The organism is Gordonia sp. 11cp (genome assembly GCF_057767225.1).
The window spans coordinates 3572089-3595245 of sequence record NZ_CM173437.1 but is presented as its reverse complement, the minus strand read 5'-3'; the positions used below and the strand labels follow the sequence as shown (position 1 = coordinate 3595245).

The following is a 23157-nucleotide window of genomic DNA, read 5'->3' as shown; positions in this document are numbered from 1 at the left end:
TCAGGGGTGCGGGCCGTCGTCGTCGGGGTCGATCGAGGTGATGTGCGGGCCGAAGACGCCGGCGACGATCGCCTCCGCGCTCCGCGCCTCCTCCTCGGGTTCGGCGGGCCAGAGCAGCATGCCCATAACCGAGCGGATCACGAACCGTGCGCCCACCACGTCGTCGGGATCGACACCGATCAGATCCGCGGCCACCGCATGTACCGCCGGCGAGGACAGGACCGTCGGCGTCGCGTCGATCAGGTTCTCGGGCCGGAGGAACTGTCGGATGACCCGGTCGGCGCGTAGGGCTCGCAGGGTCTCGATGATCGCCGTCCGGGCACGCTCACGCCCCGTGAGGTCTGAGATCGAGGCCCGGATGGCATCGAGCACCGGCGCCGAGGTCGAGGCGAGCACGGACTCGATCAGCACGGCCCGTCCTCCGGCGTGGCGGTAGATCGTCGCCCTCGAGCAGTGCGCCCGGCGTCCGAGTTCGTCGAGATCGAACGCGTCGAGCCCGCGCCGGGCGATGAGTGCCGCCGCGTGCGCGATGAGGCGTTCGCGCGCGGCGTCTCGCCGTTCGCCGCCGACCAGCCAGTCCTCCGCCACCCATCCTCCGTTCTCATCATGAGACGAATCGCGTCTTGGTTGTGGCCGCTCTCTGCTGGTCACGACCATACGTTGAGACATCGATCCGTGGTGCTCAATCCTCCCGATCTCGACTTCCGGGAATCGCGTGCCACCGTGGCCGATGTCGCCGACGCTGGTGTCATGGACACCAGCGAGGACCCCACGACGTTCTACTCGCGCCTGCACACCGACTCCCCGGTGCAACGGATCGGGGACTCACCGTTCTTCGCCGTCGGCTCCTGGGACCTCATCGCCGAGGCGGTCCGCCGGCCCGAGGACTTCTCGTCGAACCTGACCGCCACGATGGTGTGGCACGACGACGGCACGGTCTCGGAGTTCCCCGTCGCCGGTCTGGGCGATGCGATGCACGTACTCGCCACCGCCGACGGTGCCCGGCACCGGGACCATCGCAAGCTCGTCATGCCGTCGGTCGCGCCGGCTCGCATCCGTGAACTCGAGCCCGGCATCCGCCGACTCCTCGACGAGTCGTGGACCGCGAATCTGCACGACGGCCGGATCGACTGGGTGAGCGCTGTCGCGCAACGGATTCCGATGGCGGTCGCCTGTGAACTGCTCGGGCTGCCGCCCGACGACCGAGCCCTCCTCACCCGGTGGGCGATCGCGACCAACGTCCTGATCGACGGGGTCATCACGCCGGAGCAGCTGACGACGGCGACCGCGGCGGTCGGCGAGTTGACGACGTACCTGTCGGCGGCGTTGACCGGCGCCGGGAGCGGAGCGGATACCACGCTCTCGGAGGTGGCCGCGCGCGTCGCGGACGGCCTTCTCGACCACGCCTCCGCCGTGATGATCTTGTTCCAACTGGTCGCCGCGGGCGCCGAGTCCACCACGAGCCTGCTGAACAGTGTCGTCTGGCTCTTGGACCGTCACCCCGAGGTCGTCGAGCGACTGCGCCGGGACCCTGATCTCATCCCGGTGTTCGTGGAGGAGACCCTTCGACTCGAGACCCCTTTTCGTGGACACTTCCGGCACGTCGTCACCGACACCACGCTCGGCGACACACACCTGCCCGCCGGCTCGCATGTCTTCCTGATGTGGGGGGCGGCCAACCGCGACCCGGCCCATTTCGACGATCCCGCCGCGATCGACCTCGACCCGGCGGCCCGCAGGTCGCACCTCGCGTTCGGCAAGGGCCTGCACCTGTGTGTCGGGGCCGCGCTGGCGCGCCTGCAGGCGCGACTGGCGGTCGAGCATCTGCTGCGCGTCGCCACAACCTTCCGGATCGATCTGGGGCAGACGCAATGGGAGCCGGGGATTCTCGTGCGACGTTTCACCACGTTGCCGCTGACGGTCACCACCTGACGACGCATCCGACTATCCGAGGGAACCGATCAGCCGCTCGATGCGTCGAAGAGAGACCGAAGGCGACCGGCTGGTCGCCGTCGACCGGCGCTCGTCCACCGAAACGGAGTTCCCATGGCCCGCACCCTGTTGTTCCGGCTGCTGTTGACGTTCGCGGTGAGTGTGCTCGCGTGCCTCCTGGTCTTTGCACCGGCTGCGGCAGCGCCCACCACCGACACCCAACGGATCACGATCACGTTGACCTCCGACCGGCAGCACAACGGCGCGGCAGCCTGGACCGACGCGGACGGACGGTTGCGTACGCAGACCGATGTACCACTGATGCAGCGAGATTCGCACGGGAACTGGTCGGCGTCCCTGGTGTACACCCGACTCGCGGGCGATCTTCCGCTCGATGCCCTCTTCCAGTCCGGCGGGCGTCTCGCGCGGTGCGAGATCCGGATCGACGGCAAGATGGTCGCCGACCACACCGCACACGGCCCCCGCCCCACGAGTTCGTGCCGCACGGGTTGATCCCGGCCGGTTCGCTCCGGCACCGCGTCGACGAGAGGAATGGCCGCCGGAACCGTACGCTTGCCACGTCATGAGCACGAGAACAGAGCAGGCCGGGGCCTCGCCGCAGCGACCGCGGGTCCTGGAGATCCGGCACGCGGAATCCGAGCCGCCGGGCGCGTACGGTCCCGCGTTGGACGAGACCGCCGAGACGACGACCCTACGGATCTGGCGCGATCCCGCGTCGATCGATCTGACCGACTTCGACGCCATCGTCGTTCTCGGCGGCGCGATGGGAGTGGGTGACGCCGACCGCATCCCATGGATCGGCGACGAGCTCGACCTGCTCCGTCGCGCCCGTGACCGAGGTATGCCCATCTGGGGCGTCTGCCTGGGTGCGCAGATGCTGGCGGCGGCTCTGGGTGGGAAGGTGTACACCAGTGACACACCGGAACTCGGCGTGCACCGGGTGAGCCTCACCGATGCGGGGATGGCCGACCCGGTCTGGGGTGGTGCGGTCACGGCACCCACACCCCGCGAGATCGACACCGTGCAATGGCATTTCGACACCGTCATCCTGCCACCCGGGGCGACCCTGCTCGCGTCGTCGGAATCCTGCGTCAATCAGCTGTTCCGCGTGGACAACTGCTATGGCGTGCAGTTCCATCTCGAGGCCGGCGGCGATCTCGTCACCGACTGGCTGTCACACCCGGATTCACGGTCCGCGGTCGCCGGGGTCCTGGGCGAATCCGCCACCGATCGTTTCCCCGGCGACGCGGCGGCGGAGGAGGGCATCACCGCGCCGATGGCGGATGCGGTGATGCGGCGGTGGTTGCGCGAGGTCGTCGGCCACGGGCGATCCCGCTGGTAACGTGCGGCCGATGACCTCGACGTGGACTCGTCGCACCGCGTGCGCGCTCGTCGCCGTGCTGACCTTCGGGGTCCTCGGCATGCTCGTGCGCACCGGCCCGGCGGTCGCCGTCCCGCTCCCGACCCCGCCGCCTGCCGTCACCACCCCGGTCACCGATCACTGTCCGCACAAGGTCGCGACGCCGCCTGCCGTCGACGAATCCGAGGTCGTCGCACCCGGATCGGCGACCCCTACTCCCCTCCCGGTTCCGACCCCGGCCCTCGGAGGTGACGCGCTGGCCGGTTGCGGCGTCATCGCCGACCCGGCCGCCGGCCCTGTTCCGCCGCGCCTGACCTCGGCGGGCTGGCTGATCGCCGACCTCGAGTCCGGGCGGGTCATCGCCGCCAAGGACCCCCACGGCCGTTACCGGCCGGCGTCGACGATCAAGGTGCTGCTCGCACTCGTCGTCCTCGACGAACTCGACCTCGCCGCACACGTCGTGCCGACCGCCGAGGACTGGAGTACCGAGGGCGACTCCTGCGGCATGGGGCCCGGCGGCATCTACACCGTCCGTGACCTGCTCACGGGTCTCCTACTGGTCTCGGGTAACGACTGCGCCAATGCGCTGGCGCGTGAGCTCGGCGGCGTCGACGCCGCTCTCGAGAAGATGAACGATCGGGCGAAACTGCTGGGCGCGCACGACACGCGGGCCGCGAGCCCGTCCGGACTCGACGCTGCCGGGATGTCGTCGTCGCCCTATGACCTCGCGCTGTTCTTCCGGGCTGCGCTCGCCGAACCGACCTTCCGCGAGTTGATCGCGATGCGCACGTTCCGCTTCCCGGGGTATCCGCGGCGCCCGGACGTACCGGGTGACAAGGACCATCCGCCCTACGACATGTACAGCACCAACCGCCTTCTCATCGACGGGTACCCGGGGATCATCGGCGGTAAGACCGGCTACACCGACGACGCGCGCAAGACGTTCGTGGGCGCGGCCGAGCGGGACGGCCGGACGGTGATCATCGTGCAGATGTTCGGTCTGTCCGTCGACGGCGACCTGTACTGGGATCAGGCCGAAGCGATGTTCGACTACGGCTTCCGGACCGACCCCGCCATCTCGGTGGGCCGCCTCGTCTCACCGTCGGCCGACACACCCGTCGTGTCGTCGGCACCGTCACCGCCGCAGAGCGAGAATCGTGCCGCGGCAACGGGTTCCGATCAGGCGTCGTCGACCTCGGTCCAGATCCTCATCGGCCTCGTGGCCGCGTTGGTGGCGGTCGTCCTGCTGCTCCTCGGGCTGCGGCTGTCCGGTCGGCGCTGAGCCCCCACGAGCGACCCGGCTCCAACGGTCCCGGGCGTCACCGTCGCCGGAGGACGCCGACCAGAGCGGCTGCTGCCGCGCCCACTCCGGCAGCCGCCGCGAGTGCACCCGCCCGGGGCGTCGGGTTCACCTCCACGGTCGGCGAGATCACCACCGGCCGGTGGAGTTCGGCGTCGGGCTCCTCGACCACCTGGTAGCGGCTGTTGATCGGGTCGGTGGCACACCACGCGCTGGCGTACAGCACGATGCGCGAAGCCAGGTAGGCGAAGACGAAGACACCGAAGATCGGACCGAACGCAACTCCGGCCGGCGACCCGAGCACCGATTGAAGATACAGTCCGCCAAGCGATTTCATGAGTTCGAATGCGATCGCGGTGACCAGGCCGGCCTTCATGGCATGCGTCATCGGCAACGGCACCAGCGGCAGCCGCGCGAGTACGAAAGTGAAGAGCAGCCAGCTGGCGAACACGGATACGACGATGGCGACCGCCCGCACCACGATCGGCGCCCACGACGCGTCGTCGAGTCCAACCCAGGACAGCATCGTGGTGGTGAGTCCGCTGTTGCCGAGTGTGGTCAGCCCCATGGTCGCCGCGAAGGCCAGGCCCAGTAGAGCGAACGTGAGCAGATCCCACACCTTCGACAGCACCGGGTTGCGGTCGACGCGACCCCCGTACATCTCGGTGAAGGCCACCCGGACGCCGGAGATCCACCCGATCCCCGTGAAGGCGGCACCGATCAGACCGACGATCCCGACCGCTGCGCGTGAGGCGATCGCCGAGTCGATGACCTCACTGAGCTGCTCACCCATCTTGCCGGGCGCGGCCTCCACGACGGCCTTCTGCAGGTCCTCGAGCAGCTGGGGCTGGTTGGCGAGCACGAACGCCGCGATCGAGAACACCACCATGATGATGGGGACGAGCGCCAGGATGCCGTTGAAGCTGATGGCCGCGGCATACACATTCCCGCGCCGGTCGTTGTACCGTTCGACGGTCTGCACCAGATGCTCGACGGCCGGCCACTTCTCGCGCGCCGCAGCGAAGGCCGACTTGCCCTTCTCCACGGTCGACTTCCCTTTGTCCACAGCCGACTTCGCGGTGTCTGCCGGTGATTTCGCCGTGCCTGGCGCGGAGGTCATGCGTGCCTTCCTCGTCGGAGCGCGGGACAGGCGTCCCTGTCAACATCCCGTGCAGGCGTCCTGCGGGTCCGGTCTCACCGGCCAGGCGCCAGGAATCCCACCTTGTCATAGACCGATGCGAGCGTCTCGGAGGCGACGGCCCGGGCGCGAGCCGCGCCCCGGGCCAGGACCGCGTCGAGCTCGGCCGGGTCGGACAGGTACTCGTCGACCCGTCCGCGCAGCGGTGTCACGAACTCGGTGAGCACCTCTGCGGTGTCGACCTTCAGATCGCCGTATCCCTTGCCTTCGTATTTGGCGACCAGATCGTCGACACCCACGCCGGAGAGCGCCGACTGGATGGTCAGCAGGTTGGAGACGCCGGGCTTCTCGGCCGTATCGAAACGGATCTCCGAGCCGGTGTCGGTGACAGCGGAGCGGATCTTCTTTGCCGAACGCTTCGGATCGTCCAGGAGGTTGATCAGACCCTTGTCGGTCTCGGCGGACTTGCTCATCTTGGCGGTGGGGTTCTGCAGGTCGTAGATCTTCGCGAACTCCTCGACGATGTGCGCCTGGGGCACCTTCAGCACCTTGCCGAACCGGGAGTTGAATCGCTGCGCGAGATCGCGGGTCAGTTCGAGGTGCTGACGCTGGTCCTCCCCGACAGGCACTCGATCGACCTGGAACGCGAGGATGTCGGCGGCCATCAGGATCGGGTAGGTGAACAAGCCGACACCTGCCGCGTCCACGCCCTGTTTGGCCGACTTGTCCTTGAACTGCGTCATGCGGCTGGCCTCGCCGAAACCCGTGATGCAGGACAGGACCCAGGTCAGCTGAGCGATCTCGGGGATGTGGGACTGCACATAGATGGTCGAACGCTCGGGATCCACGCCGACGGCCAGCAGCTGGGCAACGCTCAGGCGGGTGCGTTCGGCGAGGACCTTCGGATCGAATGGCACCGTCAGGGCATGCATGTCGGGGATGAAGTAGAACGCCTCGAAGTCGTCCTGCAACGCCACCCACTGTCGGACCGCGCCGAGATAGTTTCCGAGGTGGAAGGAATCGCTGGTCGGCTGGATACCCGACAGCACACGCGGGCGGGTCGGCACCGCCTCGGCCGCCGGGGCTCCGTTGCGCTCTACGTCGCTGGTCATGACGCCCAGTTTGTCAGACCCGGTCACTCGTACCGCACGGTGACCGGGGCATGGTCGGACCAGCGGAGGTCGTACGCCGCGGCACGTTCGACCTCGGCCTTGTTCGCCCGGGCAGCCAGCGTCTTGTTGGCGAGCTGATAGTCGATGCGCCACCCGGAGTCGTTGTCGAAGGCCTTCCCGCGCCACGACCACCAGGAGTAGGGCCCGGCGTCGTCGGGGAACAGTTCGCGCACGACGTCACGCCAGCCCGACTCCAGCAGGTCGGCGACCCAGGCCCGCTCGTGCGGGAGGAAACCGGGGCTCTTGAGATTGCCCTTCCAGTTCTTGATGTCGGCCTCGGCGGGCGCGATGTTCCAGTCACCGCCGACGACGACATGGCGACGCCGGCGGACCAGCCGGCCGAGATGGGCACCGAACTCGTCCATGAAGCGGACCTTCTCGTCGTGCTTGGCGATGTCCTTCTCCGCCTCGGTGAGCGCGGCACCCTTGGGGAGATAGAGACTCGCCGCGGTCAGCGACCCCAGATCGGTGTCGACGTCGACCTCGAGGTAGCGGCCGAGGTCGTCGAACTCGGCGCTCCCGAACCCGACCCGCACCGCCGACGGCGCCTCGCGCGTCAGCACACCGACACCCGCGTGGCCCTTCACGACCGACTCGCACATCGTCAGATGCCACCCGTCGGCGAGGGCCGGGGCCAGCGCCTCGCGCGCGAGCTCCTCGTCGGCGCGGACCTCCTGCAGCAGGACCACATCCGGTCCCGACGCATCGAGCCATGGCAGGAAGCCGCGGTTGGCCTCCGACCGGTGTTTGACCGCTGCGCGGATTCCGTTGACGTTCACCGTGGAGATCGTGAGTGGCACGGGGCCACATCCTACTGACGGGATCCGACAACCCGTGCCCCGGCGATCGGCCACCCAGAGAAAAATAAAGGTAAGGCAACCCTTGTGCGTACCACCCAAGGTATGTAAGCATTACCTAATCCAGGCACGAAGGTGAGTCCGAAGATGTTCGTTTGCATATGCCGCGCCGTGACGGTCGACGAGGTTCACGCACACTGCGACGCAGGTGCGTACACCGTCGATGCGATCAGCGACCGATGTGGCGCAGGCGAAGGCTGCGGAACCTGCCTGGACCAACTGCACGACATCCTGAGCGAAAGGGCGTCAACCGCGACGACCGCTGCATGACCTGACACAGGAAACCGACGAACCTCGCGCGAGACCGCGCGCGGGGGTTTTTGTCGTGTTACGGTTCGATCGGACATCCACGGCGAACCGGAGGCTCACCCATGCGTGGCGACGACGAGGTCATCGAACTGCTCAACGAACAGCTCACCAGTGAGCTCACGGCGATCAATCAGTACTTTCTGCACGCGAAGATGCAGCAGAGCTGGGGTCTGACCGAGATCGCGGCGAAGACCCGGGCCGAGTCGATCGAGGAGATGACGCACGCGGAGATCCTCACCGACCGAATCCTGTTCCTCGACGCGCTCCCCAACTACCAGCGCCTGCTGCCGCTGCGTATCGGGCAGTCGATTCGGGAGCAGTTCGAATCCGACATGGCGATCGAGGTGGAGGTCGTGGAGCGACTCCGGCCCGGCATCGCCCTGTGCCGGTCGAAAGGCGACGTCACGAGCGCGAATCTGCTCGAGCAGATCCTCGCCGACGAGGAAGAGCACATCGACTACCTCGAGACGCAACTCGAGCTGATCAACAAGCTCGGCGAACAGCTCTACCTGTCGAAGACGATCGCCACCCCGCCGACCAACGGCTGAGCACACCCACTCGACACCACGAGGGCCGACCGGAACTTTCCCGGTCGGCCCTCGTCGTCGTCGAGCCGGTCATGCTCCGGCTCAGGAGCCGACGGGATGGTGTCGTGCCTGGCGCCGGGAGGCGGCGAGGGCCAGGACGGTGACCCCGATGCCTGCCACCGCCAGCAACACCCCGACGACCGATGGCGCGAGATAGCCGTAGCCTGCGCCGACCACGACACCACCGAGCAGGGCTCCGGCCGCGTTGGCGATGTTCAGGGCGGAGTGGTTCAACGCCGCGGCCAGCGTCTGCGCATCGGCGGCCACGTCCATCAGTCTGGTCTGCAGGGCAGGCAGCATCGTCGACCCGGTGAGCGCCACGAGGTATGTGAGAATCAATGCCGCCCAAGCATTCTGCGCCAGCACCGCGAAGGCGCCGAGGGAGATCGCGCTGGCCGTGAGTCCACCGAGGATCGCCACCGACACGCTGCGGTCGGCGACGTAACCGCCGACGAAGTTGCCGGTCACCATGCCCAATCCGTAGAGCATGAGCGCGAACGGTACGACCGAGACCGACAGCCCGGTATCGGTGGTCAGCGCGGAGTTGAGATAGGTGTAGAACGCGAACATCCCGCCGAACCCGACGGTTCCGATGACGAGGGTGAACCAGACCTGGGAACGACGCAACGCACCGAGTTCGGTGAGCGGGTCGGTGGTCGTCATCCCGGTGAGCGCGGGCAGCGCACGCATCAGCGCGATGACGGTGGCGACTCCGATGGCGACGACGATCGCGAACGCCGACCGCCAGCCGAACGTCTCCCCCAGCCAGGCGGCAGCCGGCACGCCGAACACATTGGCGACGGACAGCCCGAGCATCACCTGGCCCACGGCTTTGGCGCGATTCCGGGGACCCGCGAGATGCGCGGCGACCAGCGCCGCGACGCCGAAGTAGGCACCGTGCGGCAGGCCCGCCACGAATCTCGCCACCAGCAGCAGTCCGTAGTCCGGCGCGAGGACCGTGGCCAGGTTACCCACGGTGAACGCCACCATCAGTCCGATCAGCAGCGTGCGTCGCGACATCCTCGCCGTGAGCGCCGCGATCAGCGGAGCGCCCACCACCACACCCATCGCGTATGCCGAGATGACGTGTCCGGCAGTCGGTTCGGACACCCCCAGCGATCCGGCGATGTTGGGCAGCAGCCCCATCGCGACGAACTCTGTCGTGCCGATCCCGAAACCGCCCAGCGCGAGGGCGAGAATCGTCCAGCGACGCACCCGCCGGGACACGCCGCCCGAGACGGTACCCCCGGGGTTGGCCTCCGGGGCGGTGGACCGATCCGTCAGCGAGACGTCGGCCGGGGCATCGGTGGTCGAAAGAGCGTCAGACACGGTTCATGCCAACCCTGGCCGGCCGGCACTGATTCCTCACCCGCCGGTGAGTTCATTCACAGGCCCATGCCCGCGAGGTGGTCCCGGCGCCGGCCGGCGTCGAATCAGGCGGTGGCTTCGAGCGGCGGGTCAGGCGCCGCTCTCGGACCCCGTGACCTCGAGGTCACTGCGCTCCGCGCCGGCACCCTGCCCGGACGGCTCCCGCTCGTTCCCCGACGTCTCGCCCCCTGAGGTGTCCTCTTCTGAGGTGTTGTCTCCTGAGGTGTCCTCCGCTGACGGATCGTCCACCGTCGGGTTGTCCGCCGACGGATCGGTGGCGGCCGGAACCTCGTCGGCGCGCAAGGGCGGAGCGGACTCCTCTCCGGGCTCGTCGCTCCTGGAGGCGTCGGCGGGCGCACCGGACGGATCGGCGGTCGGGTCGACCGCCGGAGCCGGATCGGTCGGGATGGGCGGCGCGGTCACCGGTGCAGCCGGGGCGCCGGACCCGGCCGGCGAGTCGGCGCGAACCGGCTCGGTGGCGTCGTCGGTCGCGGTCGCGAGCCGTGCGAACGTGGACGATCGCAGGCTCGTCGTATCTGCCGCGAGGACCGTGACCGTGCCAACCCGCGGTGCCACCGGCCCGACGATCGCGCCCGCCCAGTACCGCACGAAGTTCACCGGCAACCAGACGATGCTGCGGAGGCTCGCAGCCAGTGCGGTCGCACCGTCGACGAACCGCGTTGGCGACAGCGTGAGAATCCCCTGGAGGATGTCCTCGAAGACGAAGAGGTCCGGTAGGTAGGCGCCGTACCCGAGTTTCGGCAGCGGCGGCAGCAGACCCTGCACGAGCCTGATCACCGGCTGCAGGTTCGCGAGTTCGATCCCGTACGGCAGCTCGATCGTCGGACGCCCGGACAGGAAGTCCCCGATCGCTCCGCCGTACCCGGCATCGCGCGCCCAGTCCCGCACGAGTTCGGCGAACGCGGAATCCGCGGCGACCATACAGACCGCGGACTCCGGCTCGCATGAGACGGTCCGCCCGTCGTTCCAGGTCGTTTCGTGGGGGTCGCGATACATCTGGAACGGGTACAGGTTGTGCTTGGTGAAGTAGCCGAGGAGGCCGTCGATGGCGCCGATCGGGTCGTGGATCGGGTCCGGCAGATCACAGATGGGATCGCCGTCGATGCACACGGACACCACCCTGCCCTCGAGTTCCCCGAACCCGCCGTCGGTCTCGGACCCGCCTCGCGACCCCGCCATCGTCAGACCGGGGATGATCCCGATCAACGACAGCTCGATGCCGCGCCCCGTCTTGTCCCCGGCCTGTCGAGGGTCGGCGTAGAGCTCGCCGGAAATCCCGTCCGGATCGATGGTCACGAGGACCGGAGCGCCGTTCTCGTCGAGCATGACCTCGCCGTTCTCGTCGGTCGCGACGACCCCGTCGACATTCCGGCCGTTGCCGATGTCGGCGAGGACGTCGCCGGCGACACGGGCGCCCTGCGAGTACCCGGCGACCACGATGTCGGACTCGGCGCCGCATCGCTTCTGGTACCCCGCGATCGCCGACGCCGTCGCACTCCTGCCCTGGGCGGTGCTGTCGTCGTACCCCGCGGCACCCAGGGGCCACAGTGTGGTCGGGTAGTCGACGTGGATCACGTCTTTCGGCTCTGCGAGGTAAGCACTACCGGGGTCGTCGACGACGACCACCTCACCGTCGCGCACCGTCGGCATCTTCCCGGTGTAGCGCTGCTCGACCCCGACGAGATGGGCGCTCTCCGGGTCGTTGGTACCGGCGACGATGACCACCGCGCCCGAGTCGCTGCACTCGGCAGCCGCCGCCGGGGCGGTACCCGACAGACTGAGAGCCGCCACGACCGCGACGGCGGTGACGGCGGCGATCACGAGCGAGGCGCGTCGGGTTCGGAGGTGAGCGATCGCGGACATGGCGCTCCTGGGCGAACCCGGACCACCCGATCGGAACGTTCCGACGCAGCCGGGGCTGGTTCGACGCTAGATCCGCGACCGGGGAACCGACAGCACACTGAGGGCCGCTAACGACCGTGACCAGGAACTATTCATCTGACCACACCTGATTTCACTCGGTCGGAGGACAGCACACTCCACCCTCGCGCCGGCCTTCTCAAGTGTTGGGCGCGGCCTGACCGGGACGGTTCTCAGGCCCTCACATCCGTGTTATATCCTTGTCGCCAGGTCATGAGTATCAGCGTCAAGCCCCGGCTGGCTGATCGGCAACCCTCCATCCGCGGTGGGGTGCTCCGGGTGATGACCGGGTTGCGGGATCGCGCTGACGATCCCCGGCAAGCGCGGGTCCGAAGGTCGGACCCCAACAGGGTCGAGTTGGGCCCTGCCGACCGTAGAAAGTGATGAATTGCCATGTCTGATGTCCCTGACGGCACCCTCGACAGCAACGATCCCAGCGAGAACTGGAGCTTCGAGACGAAGCAGATCCACGTCGGGCAGTCCGCGGACGCGGTGACGAACGCCCGTGCGCTGCCGATCTACCAGACGACGTCGTACGTCTTCAACGACAGCCAGCACGCGGCCAACCTCTTCGGACTCGCGGAACCGGGCAACATCTACACCCGCATCATGAACCCGACACAGGATGCCGTCGAGCAGCGGATCGCCGCGCTCGAAGGCGGCGTCGCCGCATTGCTGGTGGCGTCGGGTCAGGCCGCAGAGACCTACTCGATCCTCAACATCGTCGAGACCGGCGGTCACGTGGTGTCGAGTCCGCGGCTGTACGGCGGCACCTTCAACCTCTTCCACTACACGTTGCCCAAGCTCGGCGTCGAGGTGAGCTTTGTGGAGGATCCCGAGGATCCGGCGTCGTGGCAGGCCGCGGTCAAGGACAACACCCGTGCGTTCTTCGGTGAGTCGATCTCCAACCCCAACAACGAGATCCTGGACATCAAGGGCATCTCAGAGGTCGCGCACCGCAACGGCATACCGCTCATCATCGACAACACCGTCGCCACCCCGTACCTGATCAACCCGCTCGCCCACGGCGCCGACATCGTCGTGCACTCGGCCACCAAGTACATCGGCGGACACGGCACCGCGATCGGCGGCGTGATCGTCGACGGCGGCACCTTCGACTGGCGGGTCCAGCGCGACGGGAAAGACCTGTTCCCCGGCTTCACCACCCCTGACCCGAGCTACCACGGTGCGGTCTTCGCCGACCTCGGCGCACCGGCGTACGCGCTCAAGGCGCGCGTCCAGTGGCTGCGCGACACCGGTGCGGCCATCTCGCCGTTCAACGCGTTCCTGCTCGCCCAGGGCCTGGAGACCCTGAGCCTGCGCATCGAGCGCCACGTCGCCAACGCACAGAAGGTCGCCGCGTTCCTGGAGAAGCACGACCAGGTCGAGTCCGTCGCCTACGCCGGCCTCGAGTCCTCGCCGTGGTTCAAGCGCGGTCAGGAGCTCGCCCCCAAGGGTCAGGGCGCGATCATCGGTTTCGAGATCACCGGCGGCGTCGACGCGGGCAAGAAGTTCGTGGACGCACTGAGCCTCCACAGCCACGTCGCCAACATCGGCGACGTGCGGTCGCTGGTCATCCACCCGGCCTCGACCACGCACAGCCAGCTGACCCCCGAGGAACAGCTCGCCGCCGGCGTGACCCCCGGACTGGTGCGCCTGGCCGTGGGCATCGAGGGAATCGACGACATCTTGGCCGATCTCGAACAGGGATTCGCGGCGGCCAAGTGAAACAGGTGAGGCAGCTTTGTCGGTGAGTATCGACCTGAACGCGACAGCGTCTGATCAGCCCGACTGGGAGTCACTCCCGGACGGGGAACTCGTCGGCATCCCCATCGGATCGCTGCCTCTCGACAGCGGAGCACGGATCGACGACGTCACCCTGGCGTTCCAGCGCTGGGGGACGTTGTCGCCCTCCCGCGACAACGTGATCCTCACGCTCCATGCGCTCACCGGCGACTCGCACGTCACCGGACCCGCCGATGCCGACCACGACTCGGCCGGGTGGTGGGACGGCCTGATCGGACCCGGTCAGGCGATCGACACCGACGAGTGGTGCGTCATCTCGGCCAACGTGCTCGGCGGATGCAAGGGATCCACGGGTCCGGCGTCCCTCGCCCCCGACGGCCGTCCGTGGGGATCACGCTTTCCGCAGATCACCGTGCTCGATCAGGTCCGCGCCGAGGTGGCATTGCTGGACCGACTCGGAATCCGCAGCGTCGGAGCGGTTCTCGGTGGCTCGATGGGTGGCGCCCGCGCGCTCGAATGGGCCATCGAATACCCCGACCGGGTGCGCAGCGCACTCGTCCTCGCCGTCGGTGCCCGCGCGACCGCCGACCAGATCGGTATCCAGTCCGCACAGATCGCCGCGATCAAGGCCGATCCGGACTGGTGCGGCGGCGACTACCACGGCACCGGACGAACTCCGTTGCAAGGCATGGGAATCGCCCGCCGAATCGCCCACCTCATGTATCGCAGCGAGCCCGAGCTCGACAGTCGATTCGCCAATGACGCCCAGGGCGACGAGAATCCCCTGACCGGCGGGCGTTACGCCGTGCAGAGCTACCTCGACCACCAGGCGTCGAAGCTGATGTCCCGCTTCGACCCGGCGAGCTATGTCGTCCTCACCGAGGTCCTCAACCACCATGATGTCGGTCGCGGTCGCGGCGGAGTCGCGAAGGCGCTCAACGAATGCACCGTTCCGGTGATCGTCGGGGGCATCGACTCCGATCGCCTCTACCCGATTCGGCTGCAGGTCGAACTCGCCGATGAGCTGGGCAACTGCGTCGGCGGTCTCCAGGTCGTCCATTCCGACACCGGCCACGACGGATTCCTGACCGAGTTCGACGCCATCAGCGACCTCCTCAAGCGCACGGTCGAACTCGCCCGTCGCGACGCCTGACCGCGCCTCGACAGTTCGGCCGCTCTCGTCAGCGAGTCGGGGTCAGCCGGTCTGATCAGCGGCCTCGCAGGCGCGGTTCTGACAGGGCGGTTCGGTCAGCGCGGCGCGGGAACCGTCGGGACCGGACTGCTGGGCGGGGGCGGCGGCGGAACCTGCGACTCCCCCTCCGTGGCAACGGTTTTCCCTGATTCCGGAGCGGCGGGGAGCTGAGTCGACCCCTGTGCGCGTGTGCTGCTCGGCCGCACCGAGCCACCGCGCGGAGGCGCCGGTGTCGACGTCGAGTACGTCGGCGGGGGTGGCGTGGGCGCCGCACTGGGCGGACGCAACCCCGGCGGCAACAGGTCCGGCGGTATCGTCGGCGTCGACCCCGGCGGGAACGCCAGGTCCGGCCACGGGAACGGCGACAGCGTGCGGGTGCTGGTACCCGTCGAGGGTCGCGTCGGCGGCAACTCCGTGGTCGCCCATGCCGGCGGGTCGTTCGACCCGGTCTGCGGTAACGGTTGTTGTGTGGGAACAGGATTTACGACGGTCGGCTCGACGGGTTCGGCCGGGATCCTGGTGATCGGCTGAGAGGTCGGCGTCGGGGTGACCGGCTCGGTGTCACTGGTCGCCGCGGCCGGCGGCACGCTGCTCACCGCGGGCTGCGGATCGACGGTCGGCCGATCGGCGAAGGACGAGCTCACCGCATAGATCGTCATCAGCGTGGCGGCGATGACGGCCCCGGCCACCGCGATGGGTGTCGCGGAAAGCCATTCACGTTGCGGTTTGCCGCCGATGAACGCGAGACGTGCTGCGCCCGAGTAGCTCTCGAGGGCGAGCAGCGCCGCACCGGTGGCCACGACCAGCTCCGGAGCCGTCGGACTGACGACCTCCAGATCATGCTCCGACGCGATCGCGCGCACCGCGGGGAGATTGGCGAGTCCGCCGATGAACACCACGGCGTCCGGTTGCACGCCCCGCGACCGGGCGGCCGCGACGTACCGGGCGAACACTTCTCGCGCGTCACGGATCATCGGCTCGATCGCCTGCTCGACGTGCGTGGCCGACAGCGACACGCGTTCGGTGTTCGCCGACACCGCGACCACGGACTCGGTGGCGGAGGAACCGCCGTAGGCGATCTCCTCCTTCGCGGTCCGGCAGGCGCTGCGCAGTTCACTGCGATCGGCACGTGTGCGGGTGGCCTCGCCGAGGGCCGGGTGGTCGGCGGTCAGCTGATTGACGATCGACCGGTCGAGATGACGCCCACTCAGGACCGTCGAGTGCTCGGGATTGCCGATCCTGCCCTCGCGGGGGTCGACGGTGTAGAGCGACATGCCGGTGTCGCCACAGTCGACGACGACGGCGGCCGAGAAGCGGTCGATCTCCCCGGTGTCGGCGAGGTAGGCGAGGACGGCCTCGTCCTCACCGACGAGACGGACCTGACGTCGCGGGCCACTGCCCCTCGAGCGCAACTGCCGACGCTGGCTGCCCGTGCGTGCGGCGACCCCGATCGGGCCCACCCTCGTCCCGGTCTCGCGGGCGGCGGTCAGCATCACGTCGACGCCTGCGTTCACGCGGCCGGCGGAGTCGAGACCGTCGGTGGGGTCGACGTCGATGACGCGCGAGTCGATCACACTGCGACCGAGATCGTCACGTGTCAGGAGGACGTGATGGATCATGCCAGCACCTGCTGACACGCCCATGGACGTCACTTCACTCACGGTGTCGTCGGTTGGTGATGCAGTGATACAAACTCCAGCGGTCGGTGCGTCTGCGGCAGGGCAGCGGAAAAGTGCCTGGTTGAGCGAACGACCACCTGTCAGGTCACGCTCAGGTCTCTATTGTAATCAATCCGTGCCCAAAGAGTCGATCGACGCTGCCAGCCACAGCATCACGGCGCCGACTGTCGCCATCACCGTGACGTCGAACGGCTTGCCCCTGACCTGCAGCAACCCGGCTTGCGAGGACGGGATGAAGGCGCGAAGCACGGCGCCGACGAGCAGTGCCGCCCCGAAGACGAATGATCCGCGCCGCCAGCGGTCGAACATCACGAGCAGCGCTGCGGCCAGGACACCGGCCATCACCAGCAGATATGGGAGTTGGACGAGCACCGCCCGCAGACGCGTGCCGTCGGTGGAACCGTGTTTCCGGCCTCCTGGACGGGATCGGTCGGCACCGCGCGGCTCGGAGTGAGCGGACTCACTCTGGTGCTCGTCTCGGGTCACGCGCCGCTGCCGCTCCCGGAGGCGAGCATCTGCTCCGCGCGTTCGACGACGTTGACGAGCAGGAACGCACGGGTCAGCGGCCCCACCCCACCGGGATTCGGCGAGACGTGGCCCGCCACCTCCCAGACATCGGGATGCACGTCACCGACGAGACGACCCTCGTCGGTGCGGCTGACACCCACGTCGACCACCGCGGCACCCGGCTTGACCATGTCGGCGGTGATGAGATGCGGCACTCCCGCGGCCGCGATCACGATGTCGGCGCGCTCGATCTCGGAGGCCAGATCGGTGGTGCCGGTGTGGCAGAGGGTGACCGTGGCGTTCTCGCTGCGGCGGGTCAGGAGCAGACCGATGGGCCTACCGATGGTGACCCCGCGACCGACGACGGTCACCCGGGCGCCGGCCAGCGGGACGTCGTAGCGACGCAGCAGATGGATGACACCGCGGGGGGTGCAGGGCAGGGTCGACTCCTCGCCCAGCACGAGTCGCCCGAGGTTGATCGGGTGGAGGCCGTCGGCATCCTTGAGCGGGTCGATCCGCTCGAGGGCGGCGTTCTCGTCGAGCTGTCGCGGCAGCGGCAACTGCACGATGTAGCCGGTGCAGGCGGGATCCGCGTTGAGTTCGTCGATCGCGGAGTTGAGCTGTTCGGTGGTGGCATCGGCCGGGAGATCCTTGCGGATCGAGGCGACACCGATGCGGGCGCAGTCGGCGTGCTTGCCCTTGACGTAGGAGTGCGAGCCCGGATCGTCGCCGACCAGAACGGTCCCGAGACCAGGGGTGACACCCGCCAGCCGGAGCTTCTCCACCCGCTCGGCCAGATCGGCGAAGATCTCGTCGCGCGTGGTCTTCCCATCGAGTCGTATCGCGGTCACGCCCGACATTCTTCCACTCGTCTCCGCGGTTTCCGACATCGGCGGATGGACGCGCCGTTCACCGCCGCCCGCGATCGACGTTTCGCCGCCCTCGGGCGGCCGACCACTAGTGTCGGAGTGGTGACCGTGGTGCCCGTCGACATCGATCTCGCCCGCGCGGCGATCACTCCCCATCTCCGTCGTACGCCGACGCTGCGCACGGTCATCGACACCGTCGACGGCCCGCTCGAGGTGGTCCTCAAACTCGAGTACACCCAGCTCGGCGGGTGCTTCAAACCGCGAGGCAGTCTGTGGGCGACCCTGCACGCGCGCGATCAGGGGGTCCTGACCGACGCCGGTGTCCTCGTCGCCTCCGGCGGCAATGCCGCGATCGGTGCCACGGTCGCGGCGCGGATCGTCGGTGTGCCGGTGACCGTGGTGATCCCCGAGACGGCACCGCCGGTCAAGATCGACGCGCTGCGCGCCGCGGGTGCGCGGATCCATCTCATCGGACAGCGCTATCAGGAAGCCGCCGACGCGGCCGAGGAACTCGCGGAGCAGACCGGCGCGCTCGCGCTGCACGCCTACGATCTCCCCGACGTCGTCGCCGGCGCCGGAACGATCGGTCTCGAGATCATCGACGACGTACCCGGTCGGCTCACGACGGTCGTCTGCGTCGGCGGCGGCGGACTGCTGGCCGGCCTGACCGCGACGCTGCGCCCGGGCGACCGCCTCGTCGGCGTCGAACCGCTCGGTGCGTCGTGTCTGCACCAGGCACTCGCCGCGGGGACTCCCGTACCCGTCGAACTCGAGAGCGTGGCCGCCGACTCCCTCGGCGCGACCCGGGTCGGGGATCTCTGCTGGGACGCCGTCGCCGGGAACCCGGCCGTCGACAGCGTGCTGGTGACCGACGACCAGATCATCGCGGCACGGCGGATGCTCTGGGACTCCCACCGCATCCTCGTCGAGCACGGCACCGCCACCGCGGTCGCCGGGGTGGTCTCGGGACGGATTCGACCGCAACCCGATTCGACGCTGTGCATCGTGCTGTGCGGGGCCAACACCACGGTGGCGGTGTGAGGACGCGGTCGGGCGAGATCCGCTCCGCATGGCACCGACTACGCTGGCACCATCATGTTCCGAATCATGTTCTACCAGCCGTGCATCCCGCCGAACACGGGCAATGCGATCCGGCTGGCCGCCAATACCGGGTGCGAACTCCACCTCATCGAACCGCTCGGTTTCTCGATGTCCGACGCGCAGGTCAAACGCGCGGGACTCGACTACCACGAGATGGCCAACGTCACGGTGCATCCCAACCTGGTGACCGCCTGGACGACGCTGAAGCCGGAGCGGGTCTTCGCGTTCACCGCCCACGCCGAACGCTTCCACACCGACGTCGACTATCAGCCCGGCGACGTGTTGCTGTTCGGGCCCGAACCGACCGGACTGCCGGCGGAGGTCCTCGACGAACCCGAGGTGACCGACCGGGTGCGCATCCCCATGCTCGCCGGTCGTCGTTCGCACAACCTCGCCAACGCCGCGAGCATCGTCGTCTACGAGGCGTGGCGGCAGCACGGCTTCGACGGTGCTGTCTGACTTGTCAGCCGACGCGGTAGCGCTTCGTTCGTGCCGTGGCGCCGCCGATGAGCGCGACCTTGCTCTTCGGAACCCCGAGGTGGGCGGCGAGCAGTTCGGAGACGGCCCTGTTCGCCCTGCCCTCCGTGGCGGGCTCACGGACGTAGATGGTGATCGCGCCGTCGGGACCCGTCTCGACCAACGGGCCCTTGCTGCTCTTCGGTTTGACGGTCACCACGACCTGTTGCGGCATCGGTTCTTTCCTTGATTCGTCTCGAACACCCAGGCGCATTCCCCGGTCGGGGATCACTGCCAGTCCCTGGATCTGCTCCCCACCCGAAGATCCATGCGCTGCAGACGATCTGCGACGACGGTCACAGCACCTTCGGCGTTCTGCACCCGTCCGCGGACCAGCAGTGCGGGTGCCGTCTGGGCCAGTACACGGTACCGCGCCCACAAGCCGACCGAACACACCACGTTGACCATCCCGGTCTCGTCCTCGAGGTTGATGAACGTCACCCCGGACGCGGTGGCCGGTCGTTGGCGATGGGTCACCGCCCCGCCGATCAGCACCCGCGAACCGTCGGGCACCGACAGGAGCCGGTCGGCGGCCAGAACGCCCATCGCGTCGAGCCGGGGACGCAGGAACTGTGTCGGATACGACGTGGGCGTGATCCCGGTGGCCCACGCGTCGGTGGCCGCGAGTTCGACGTCGGAGAGCCCCGGGAGCGTGGGCGTCGCCTGCGCCGACTCCAGGGCGAGCTGGTCGTCGCGCACCGTCGCCGCGGCGCCCGCCTCCCACAGGGCCTGACGCCGGCTGAGACCGAACCCGTCGAAGGCGCCGGCGCCGGCGAGTCCCTCGAGTTCCTTGGTCGTCAGCCGGGCGCGGCGGGAGAGATCGGTGATGTCGAGGTACGGTCCCTCGGCCCGTCGTTCGACGATGCGCTCCGCCGTCTCCGTTCCGACCCCGCGCACCCCGTCGAGCCCCAGCCGGACGTCGAGCCCCTCGTTCTCCAGGGTGGCGTGCGCGAGCGAAGCGTTGATGTCGGGACGATGGACCGCGACACCGTGCCGCCGGGCATCGGCGACCAAGGTCTGCGGTGAGTAGAACCCCATCGGCTGAGCCCGTAGCAACGCGGCGCAGAATGCCGCGGGATGGTGCAGCTTGAACCACGACGAGTAGAACACCAGTGACGCGAAGCTCTGCGAATGGCTCTCCGGGAAACCGAAATTGGCGAACGCCGCCATCTTCTCGAAGATGCGGTCGGCGGTGTCCCCGGTGATGCCGTGCAGGTTCTCCATGCCTTCGTAGAAGCGCTGCCGCAGGCGTTCCATCTTCTCCGGCGACCGTTTGGAACCCATCGCCCGGCGCAACTGATCGGCCTCGGAGGCGTCGAATCCGGCCACGTCGACGGCCAGCTGCATCAGCTGCTCCTGGAACAGCGGCACACCCAGGGTGCGCTCGAGCGCCTTGCTCATCGACGGGTGCTCGACCGTCACCGCCTCCTCCCCGTTGCGCCGCTTGATGAACGGATGCACCGAGCCGCCCTGGATGGGGCCGGGCCGGATCAGTGCCACCTCGACGACGAGGTCGTAGAAGCAGCGCGGCTTGAGCCGCGGAAGTGTGGCCATCTGCGCACGTGACTCCACCTGGAACACGCCGACCGAGTCTGCGCGACAGAGCATCTCGTATACGGCTGGTTCGCCGAGGTCCAGGGTGGCGAGGTCGACGTCGATCCCCTTGTGTTCGGCGACCAGGTCGATCGCGTAGTGCAGCGCGGAGAGCATGCCGAGACCCAGCATGTCGAACTTGACCAGGCCGATGGCGGCGCAGTCGTCCTTGTCCCACTGCAGCACGCTGCGGTTCTCCATCCGCGCCCACTCCGTGGGGCAGACATCGGCGATCGGCCGGTCGCAGATCACCATGCCGCCGGAGTGGATACCCAGATGCCTTGGCATACCGAGGATCTCACCGGCCAGTTCGGCGACGTCGGACGGTGCCGTGTCGGGCATCTTGGCCCAGGCGTCCTGCTGGCCGGGCGCGTACCCGAGCGCCCGGGCCATGTCCCGGATCGCCGACTTCCCGCGGTAGGTGATGACATTGGCGACCTGCGCGCTGCGGTCCCGGCCGTAGTGGCGGTAGACGTACTGGATGGCCTCCTCGCGACGATCGGATTCGATGTCGACGTCGATGTCGGGCGGACCGTCGCGTTCCGGGGCCAGGAACCGTTCGAAGAGCAGGGTGTTGGCGACCGGGTCGACATTGGTGATGCCGAGGGCGTAGCAGACGGCCGAGTTGGCCGCACTCCCCCGGCCCTGACACAGGATGTCGTTGGCCTTGCAGAAGTCGACGATGTCGGCGACCACGAGGAAGTAGCCGGGAAAGGTGAGTGCCTCGATGATGGCGAGTTCGTGCTCGATCTGCCGGTAGGCCTGGGGATGTTCGGCCGGGGTGCCGTACCGCCGGCGTGCCCGGGTCATGGTGAGTTCGCGCAGCCAGCTCGCCTCGGTGTGACCGTCGGGAACGTCGAAGGGCGGCAACTGCGGCGCGATGAGGCCCAGATGGAATGCACAGTCCGCGGCGATGCCCACCGCGTTGTCGATGGCGTCGGGATGCGCGGGCAACAACCGGGCCATCTCGTCGCCGCTGCGCAGGTGCGCTCCGGCAACCCCCGGCATCCACCCGGAGATGGTGTCGATGTCGGTGCGGGCCCGAACGGCGGCCATGGCCATCGCCAGGCGTCGGCGCCGGGGCGCGGCGAAGTGCGCGCCGGTGGTGGCCACGGCGGGCACGCCCGCTCCGGCGGCGAGGCCGGCGAGCACCGCGTTGCGTTCGTCGTCGTCGGCCATGCCCTGCGCGGTCAGCTCGACGACGACGTTGTCGTGGCCGTAGGTCTCGATCAGTTCCCGCAGCGCCTGCTCGGCGGCCGGGACGCCGCCGCGATCGAGGGCGCGACGGAGAGCGCCCTTCCGGCAACCGGTGAGGATGAGCCAGTGTCCGTCGCCGGCACCGGCCAGGGCCTCGCGGTCATAGCGGAGCAATCCCTTCTCCCCGGCGACCATGTGCGCGTCGGCGATGGTCCGGGACAGGCGCCGATAACCCTCCCCGTCTCGGGCGAGAACCAGCAGATGCTCTCCCGGCGGATCGTTCTGACCCGTCCGCGCGACGTCGGGCTCCAGTGACAGCTCGGCACCGAAGACCGTCGGCATCCCGAACTCGCGGGCCGCCTCGGCGAAGCGCACGATGCCGTAGAACCCGTCGTGATCGGTGACGGCCAGGGCGCGGAGCCCGAGTCGTTGCGCCTCCTCGACCAGTTCTTCGGGCATCGACGCACCGTCGAGGAAGCTGTACGAACTGTGCGCGTGGAGTTCGGCGTAGGGCACCGCCGAGGAGCCACGGGAGATGTCTTCGGCCTGATAGGCCCCGCGCTTGCGCGACCAGGCCGGGCTGTCGCCGCCGTCGCCGGGGAACGGCGCCCATTCACTGAGGTCGGGGCCGAATTCGGTGCCGGGCCGGTCGGTGCTGCCGGGCGCTCGACCTGCGAGCACCCGCTCCATCTCCGACCACGTCGGTGGTCCTTGATCCCAGCCCACACCCCGAGCTTATCGAACATCCGTTCGATGGGCACCCGCGGCCGGT

21 protein-coding genes and 1 riboswitch are annotated in these 23157 nt (G+C 68.5%); of the genes, 10 read left to right on the top strand and 11 right to left on the bottom strand.

The annotated features are described in order from the left end of the window. Window positions 1-588 carry a TetR/AcrR family transcriptional regulator gene (locus AC3B6C_RS16085; protein ID WP_488373442.1) on the bottom strand — a complete coding sequence of 196 codons (588 nt, stop codon included), beginning with the start codon at window positions 586-588 and terminating at the stop codon, window positions 1-3. Between the two features lie 162 nt (window positions 589-750). Here AC3B6C_RS16085 and AC3B6C_RS16080 point away from each other — a divergent pair, with 162 nt between their 5' ends. The 4 genes from AC3B6C_RS16080 to AC3B6C_RS16065 all read left to right on the top strand — a co-directional run bounded on the left by AC3B6C_RS16080 (window position 751) and on the right by AC3B6C_RS16065 (window position 4595). Continuing rightward, the gene (locus tag AC3B6C_RS16080) at window positions 751-1932 is read left to right on the top strand and encodes a cytochrome P450 (RefSeq protein WP_488376280.1); all 1182 of its coding nucleotides are present in this window, start codon (window positions 751-753) and stop codon (window positions 1930-1932) included. A 114-nt stretch (window positions 1933-2046) separates the two neighbouring features. Further along, window positions 2047-2445: a hypothetical protein gene (locus AC3B6C_RS16075; RefSeq protein ID WP_488373441.1), complete on the top strand. Its 399-nt coding sequence runs from the start codon at window positions 2047-2049 to the stop codon at window positions 2443-2445. 70 nt (window positions 2446-2515) lie between these two features. Then, window positions 2516-3295 carry a type 1 glutamine amidotransferase gene (locus AC3B6C_RS16070; protein ID WP_488373439.1) on the top strand — a complete coding sequence of 260 codons (780 nt, stop codon included), beginning with the start codon at window positions 2516-2518 and terminating at the stop codon, window positions 3293-3295. Window positions 3296-3305: 10 nt separating this feature from the next. Next, window positions 3306-4595, top strand: coding sequence for a D-alanyl-D-alanine carboxypeptidase family protein (locus AC3B6C_RS16065; protein ID WP_010841906.1), 1290 nt, complete (start codon window positions 3306-3308; stop codon window positions 4593-4595). Window positions 4596-4632: 37 nt separating this feature from the next. Here the strand turns inward: AC3B6C_RS16065 and AC3B6C_RS16060 are convergent, their stop codons facing one another. The 3 genes from AC3B6C_RS16060 to AC3B6C_RS16050 all read right to left on the bottom strand — a co-directional run bounded on the left by AC3B6C_RS16060 (window position 4633) and on the right by AC3B6C_RS16050 (window position 7723). Continuing rightward, the gene (locus AC3B6C_RS16060; RefSeq protein ID WP_055474839.1) at window positions 4633-5733 is read right to left on the bottom strand and encodes a YhjD/YihY/BrkB family envelope integrity protein; all 1101 of its coding nucleotides are present in this window, start codon (window positions 5731-5733) and stop codon (window positions 4633-4635) included. Window positions 5734-5807: 74 nt separating this feature from the next. Beyond that, window positions 5808-6863, bottom strand: coding sequence for a tryptophan--tRNA ligase (gene trpS / locus AC3B6C_RS16055; RefSeq protein ID WP_055474965.1), 1056 nt, complete (start codon window positions 6861-6863; stop codon window positions 5808-5810). Window positions 6864-6886: 23 nt separating this feature from the next. Next, window positions 6887-7723 (bottom strand): exodeoxyribonuclease III, encoded by an 837-nt coding sequence (locus AC3B6C_RS16050; protein WP_010841903.1) that lies wholly within the window; start codon window positions 7721-7723, stop codon window positions 6887-6889. Between the two features lie 144 nt (window positions 7724-7867). Between AC3B6C_RS16050 and AC3B6C_RS16045 the strand changes: the two genes are divergently transcribed. Next, window positions 7868-8050 carry a (2Fe-2S)-binding protein gene (locus AC3B6C_RS16045; RefSeq protein ID WP_010841902.1) on the top strand — a complete coding sequence of 61 codons (183 nt, stop codon included), beginning with the start codon at window positions 7868-7870 and terminating at the stop codon, window positions 8048-8050. 101 nt (window positions 8051-8151) lie between these two features. Beyond that, complete coding sequence (gene bfr / locus AC3B6C_RS16040; protein WP_010841901.1) at window positions 8152-8637, top strand: bacterioferritin; 486 nt, start codon at window positions 8152-8154, stop codon at window positions 8635-8637. Between the two features lie 81 nt (window positions 8638-8718). Here the strand turns inward: bfr and AC3B6C_RS16035 are convergent, their stop codons facing one another. Continuing rightward, window positions 8719-10005, bottom strand: a complete 1287-nt coding sequence (locus AC3B6C_RS16035) for an MFS transporter (protein WP_488373435.1) — start codon at window positions 10003-10005, stop codon at window positions 8719-8721. A 129-nt stretch (window positions 10006-10134) separates the two neighbouring features. Then, window positions 10135-11928 carry a cutinase family protein gene (locus AC3B6C_RS16030; RefSeq protein ID WP_488373434.1) on the bottom strand — a complete coding sequence of 598 codons (1794 nt, stop codon included), beginning with the start codon at window positions 11926-11928 and terminating at the stop codon, window positions 10135-10137. A gap of 266 nt (window positions 11929-12194) precedes the next feature. Next, window positions 12195-12315, top strand: a riboswitch (SAM riboswitch). A 63-nt stretch (window positions 12316-12378) separates the two neighbouring features. Between AC3B6C_RS16030 and AC3B6C_RS16025 the strand changes: the two genes are divergently transcribed. Together AC3B6C_RS16025 and metX are read left to right on the top strand one after the other, a co-directional pair. Beyond that, a complete protein-coding gene (locus AC3B6C_RS16025) occupies window positions 12379-13713 on the top strand; it encodes a bifunctional o-acetylhomoserine/o-acetylserine sulfhydrylase (RefSeq protein ID WP_488357682.1) in 1335 nt (444 codons plus the stop codon). 16 nt (window positions 13714-13729) lie between these two features. Beyond that, window positions 13730-14884, top strand: a complete 1155-nt coding sequence (gene metX / locus AC3B6C_RS16020; RefSeq protein ID WP_014926216.1) for a homoserine O-acetyltransferase MetX — start codon at window positions 13730-13732, stop codon at window positions 14882-14884. Window positions 14885-14979: 95 nt separating this feature from the next. Here the strand turns inward: metX and AC3B6C_RS16015 are convergent, their stop codons facing one another. The 3 genes from AC3B6C_RS16015 to AC3B6C_RS16005 form a co-directional block, all read right to left on the bottom strand. Then, on the bottom strand, window positions 14980-16542 hold the full coding sequence (locus AC3B6C_RS16015; RefSeq protein WP_488373433.1) for an Hsp70 family protein: 1563 nt from the start codon (window positions 16540-16542) through the stop codon (window positions 14980-14982). Window positions 16543-16710: 168 nt separating this feature from the next. Next, entirely contained in the window at window positions 16711-16983 is a 273-nt protein-coding gene (locus AC3B6C_RS16010) for a DUF3017 domain-containing protein (protein WP_035717121.1), read from the bottom strand. A 101-nt stretch (window positions 16984-17084) separates the two neighbouring features. Beyond that, complete coding sequence (locus AC3B6C_RS16005) at window positions 17085-17960, bottom strand: bifunctional methylenetetrahydrofolate dehydrogenase/methenyltetrahydrofolate cyclohydrolase (protein WP_488373432.1); 876 nt, start codon at window positions 17958-17960, stop codon at window positions 17085-17087. A 126-nt stretch (window positions 17961-18086) separates the two neighbouring features. Between AC3B6C_RS16005 and AC3B6C_RS16000 the strand changes: the two genes are divergently transcribed. Both AC3B6C_RS16000 and AC3B6C_RS15995 read left to right on the top strand, forming a co-directional pair. Beyond that, complete coding sequence (locus AC3B6C_RS16000) at window positions 18087-19019, top strand: serine/threonine dehydratase (protein ID WP_488376279.1); 933 nt, start codon at window positions 18087-18089, stop codon at window positions 19017-19019. 54 nt (window positions 19020-19073) lie between these two features. After that, complete coding sequence (locus AC3B6C_RS15995; RefSeq protein ID WP_010841892.1) at window positions 19074-19538, top strand: tRNA (cytidine(34)-2'-O)-methyltransferase; 465 nt, start codon at window positions 19074-19076, stop codon at window positions 19536-19538. A 4-nt stretch (window positions 19539-19542) separates the two neighbouring features. On the opposite strand, the gene AC3B6C_RS15990 is transcribed toward AC3B6C_RS15995, so the two are convergent. Further along, on the bottom strand, window positions 19543-19770 hold the full coding sequence (locus tag AC3B6C_RS15990) for a DUF167 domain-containing protein (RefSeq protein ID WP_010841891.1): 228 nt from the start codon (window positions 19768-19770) through the stop codon (window positions 19543-19545). A 53-nt stretch (window positions 19771-19823) separates the two neighbouring features. Next, entirely contained in the window at window positions 19824-23111 is a 3288-nt protein-coding gene (locus tag AC3B6C_RS15985) for an error-prone DNA polymerase (protein WP_014926209.1), read from the bottom strand. Window positions 23112-23157: the final 46 nt, after the last annotated feature.

Excerpts from the sequence above, each read along its gene's own strand:
- bfr (WP_010841901.1), top strand. The coding sequence starts at position 8,152 with ATGCGTGGCGACGACGAGGTCATCGAACTGCTCAACGAACAGCTCACC.
- trpS (WP_055474965.1), bottom strand. The coding sequence starts at position 6,863 with ATGACCAGCGACGTAGAGCGCAACGGAGCCCCGGCGGCCGAGGCGGTG.
- AC3B6C_RS15995 (WP_010841892.1), top strand. The coding sequence starts at position 19,074 with ATGTTCCGAATCATGTTCTACCAGCCGTGCATCCCGCCGAACACGGGC.
- AC3B6C_RS16075 (WP_488373441.1), top strand. The coding sequence starts at position 2,047 with ATGGCCCGCACCCTGTTGTTCCGGCTGCTGTTGACGTTCGCGGTGAGT.
- AC3B6C_RS16060 (WP_055474839.1), bottom strand. The coding sequence starts at position 5,733 with ATGACCTCCGCGCCAGGCACGGCGAAATCACCGGCAGACACCGCGAAG.
- AC3B6C_RS16070 (WP_488373439.1), top strand. The coding sequence starts at position 2,516 with ATGAGCACGAGAACAGAGCAGGCCGGGGCCTCGCCGCAGCGACCGCGG.
- AC3B6C_RS16015 (WP_488373433.1), bottom strand. The coding sequence starts at position 16,542 with ATGATCCATCACGTCCTCCTGACACGTGACGATCTCGGTCGCAGTGTG.
- AC3B6C_RS16030 (WP_488373434.1), bottom strand. The coding sequence starts at position 11,928 with ATGTCCGCGATCGCTCACCTCCGAACCCGACGCGCCTCGCTCGTGATC.
- AC3B6C_RS16045 (WP_010841902.1), top strand. The coding sequence starts at position 7,868 with ATGTTCGTTTGCATATGCCGCGCCGTGACGGTCGACGAGGTTCACGCA.
- AC3B6C_RS15990 (WP_010841891.1), bottom strand. The coding sequence starts at position 19,770 with ATGCCGCAACAGGTCGTGGTGACCGTCAAACCGAAGAGCAGCAAGGGC.
- AC3B6C_RS16080 (WP_488376280.1), top strand. The coding sequence starts at position 751 with ATGGACACCAGCGAGGACCCCACGACGTTCTACTCGCGCCTGCACACC.
- AC3B6C_RS16025 (WP_488357682.1), top strand. The coding sequence starts at position 12,379 with ATGTCTGATGTCCCTGACGGCACCCTCGACAGCAACGATCCCAGCGAG.
- AC3B6C_RS16065 (WP_010841906.1), top strand. The coding sequence starts at position 3,306 with ATGACCTCGACGTGGACTCGTCGCACCGCGTGCGCGCTCGTCGCCGTG.